The following is a 3,361-nucleotide window of genomic DNA, read 5'->3' as shown; positions in this document are numbered from 1 at the left end:
ACACCGCATCGCCGACATTGACCGTTCCATCGCAATTAGCATCGCCCGATTCCAGAGGTTCCGGGGGCGGACCGCTCCTGAATATATGATTTATCAGATAAACAGCATCCCCGACGTTGATCATACCATCGCCGTTAGCATCACCGAGAACGGACTCCGGCTTAATAAGTGTGATATTGCCGATAGCCGTCTGCATTTCGGAATCTCCGGTGAAGTTCCAGAATACCATATAATCAAAAGTATTTGTATCAGATATGGTGCCATAAGAATCAATAAACGCCTGCGATGAAATATCTATAAGTATAACCTCCCCGGTAAATGAAGGATGTGAAGGAATAGTAGAAACTGACGATGGAAGCATTTGAGCATTAACCACAATTGTCCCAACATTCACCTCCGACGCTATTTTTCCATCTCCAAAGTCTCCGACGTAAATGGAAATTTGGTCGATTGTATCAGTAACATCCAAAGTATCCGGCTCGATTAATACAAATCCTGCCGGTTCAATTGTTAGCAATTCGGATACAGCGGTTTGAAGAGCCAATAAGGCGGATGATCTTTCCATGAAGGACAGTGGAAATTCAAAAAATACGTATTGATAGTCACTCCCCAAATATCGCCAGGCTATCGCCTTACTTTCATTAGAATTATCATATCTCGAATCATATCTATATATTATTTCAAAGCCACTGCCTAATAAATGAACATACGTAGGACCCGGAATCCCGGTGCATTCAAATCCCAAATCCGTATGTTCAACTGTTGCAAGTGAATCCCATATTAATTGCGGATAACCCTCAACCTGGCTATGAGCGCCGACCAAGTCTGAGTAAAATATGTTGTCTATGAACGGCGTAAGATTCTGACATCGATAAATAATATGAAATTTGGAACGATATGCACAATCGGATTCGTCTTCGCTAAATGAAAAGCAATTTTCGCCGCCATCATCGTTGGCATCCCCCCATCGTCCAAAAATAACCACTTTCCCACCCATCGACATATAATAATCCACAGCTTCTAATATGCCGCCGGTACTGTCAGGGATGCCAAAATTATCATCACGAAGCGATTCACCACCCAGAACAACAACCTCGTAATCAATAAGATCAATTAGGCCAAGATTTAATGGATTGGAGCTATATGCCGAATCAGATATATAATCGAATGAAAACCCGCTTAAGGCATCACGTATAAATAATCCGGTGGCGGCCTCGTCAACAAAATGCACCCATTCGGTACCGGACCGGTTTATAGCCAATAATTTACTTTTCTCAAGAGTCGCGGCTCGACCGAGAACAGGTTCGATACCCGATAAATCGGATGTATTCCCATCGTTATCAACAGCAACCACTTGATAAGAATGAAACGAATTGCCCAATGAAAAATCGTTATCAGTATAGTTATCGCTGTATATTTCGTGTTGTAACAATTCTCCATCTCTAATTAAGGAATAATGATTAAAATCAAGCTCTGTATTGTTTCCCCGCCAGGAAAGCGAAATCGCTCGATATTCAGGCATCGCCGTTAGATTTTGAGGCTGCCTGGGCAAATAATATGGAGTTCCGTATGCCATTTCTCCAATAAACGATTTGCCCCCTTGATCATTATAGGCATAAACTAAGAATGAATATTCCGTATCTTCCGTTAACCCATCGACTATGATGCTGGAGTCATCCCCGGAAACAACCACGAAGCGCGGCGTTGTGGGCGGTACTGTATTGTAATAAATTCGATACTCCGATATATCATCTAAGCTGTGAGGAATCCAATTTACCTGCAACGACTGCCCGTCGCCAACATCCAGGACCGTCGATATAACAACCTTTGGTATCATCTGATTGATAACATACCCGGTTGCCAGCACGGTCTTTACCATCCGGGCCATGTAATCAAAATTCATATATGTAGTACTATCTGTTTCATAATGCCAGTGTGGTGAGAATATATATTCTCTTAGATATGCAATATCATACCCAGCCTGCGCAAATGAAAAATGATCCCAATTTACCGGAGGAATTTGTATAATTCCTTGAATATCAGCATATAAACCTGCCAATTCAACCATTAATTCCGCATATAGATTATTTTCATAGTGTCCAATAGATGCTTCATTTTCGTTTTCAATATGTCCAATCATATCCATATTGATCATGCATAATATGTCATCCCCTCGGGCGGCTGCGTCAAAAGCATATTTATGCGAGCCGTGCAACCCATATTCTTCGGCGTCAAATAGGATAAATTTAAATGTCATCCTGGTGTCAATGTCAGATAGAACTCTGGCGATTTCCAATACTCCAGCGGTGCCGGAGCCATTATCGTCAGCACCGGGAAGGTCGTTTATGTTGTCATAATGAGCGCCAATTACGATTTGCTGATTGGGATATATGTTACCTGGTTTCTCGGCAATAATATTGTAACCTGTCGACCAAGGTCCGGAAATTTCAAACGTAAATTCGTGAAACCAAACGTTGGAATATCCAAATTCAAGGAATTTGTGTCTTAACCAGTTCAGGGCGCGATGTCTATCACTAGATACTAAAAATCCTCTTGGTACAAGTCCCTGCAACGTATCCACATAGGAATAGCACGAATCCTGGTTAATCAAACTTACGAGCCACTCCAAATCGATATCAAGATTACTTAACGAAAACAATGGATTGAGTATTGCAGGAGCTTTGTAAAATATCTTAAGACCATCGTTAAGTATTGGAAAGAGTGTTCGTTTATCTTCCGATGTCAGGGCTTTACTATCGGCAACCCGCAAAAGGCATATTTCATTCGAGTGATAAACGATTTGATGCTTTTGAATATTTGATTGATCTCGAGAATTATCGTAATACAAATCATCCTTTTCGATATCACGCGCCAAAAATTCTAATTTTAATCCGCTCTTTAGAAGCAGTTTGGATGATTGCCTGTCGGCCAGAACGATATACCCGCCTATAATTCGGACTAACGGTTCGACATTAGTCGAAATAAGTATGTCGGCTTCTTTTTGACTATTGATTAGAACTTTATAGATGTCTCCGCTTATGGCGAATGCATTCAGAGAGAAAACCAGTAGGATCAAAAAAAATATCGATTTATACACAGATGCCTCCCCGAAATGCAAAAATAGATTTAGCGACGAGCCATTAATAATATACAGATTATTCTATATCATACAACTATAAAATGCTATTCATAAACGCTATTTGGCATTCTCACAACAATCCGGCACTTGATTGCTAAAAGCATCCCGGAGGAGGACCGCCTCTGAAGACATTATTTATTATATACACCGCATCGCCGACATTGACCGTTCCATCGCAATTAGCATCGCCCGATTCCAGAGGTTCCGGGGGCGGACCGCTCC

The 3,361-nt window shown here is 41.3% G+C and carries 1 protein-coding gene; it reads right to left on the bottom strand.

Annotated features, from left to right (window positions below; genetic code table 11):
• Positions 1 to 3,097 (bottom strand): M28 family peptidase (locus tag V3V99_12505; GenBank protein MEE9443478.1); only part of this gene is annotated, 3,097 nt, incomplete at its 3' end.
• Positions 3,098 to 3,361: the final 264 nt, after the last annotated feature.

The sequence above is a fragment of the Candidatus Zixiibacteriota bacterium genome (assembly GCA_036480375.1).
Taxonomy (GTDB): Bacteria; Zixibacteria; MSB-5A5; order GN15; family JAAZOE01; genus JAZGGI01.
The sequence above is the reverse complement of the archived record's forward strand: the minus strand, read 5'-3'. Positions and strand labels throughout refer to the sequence as shown.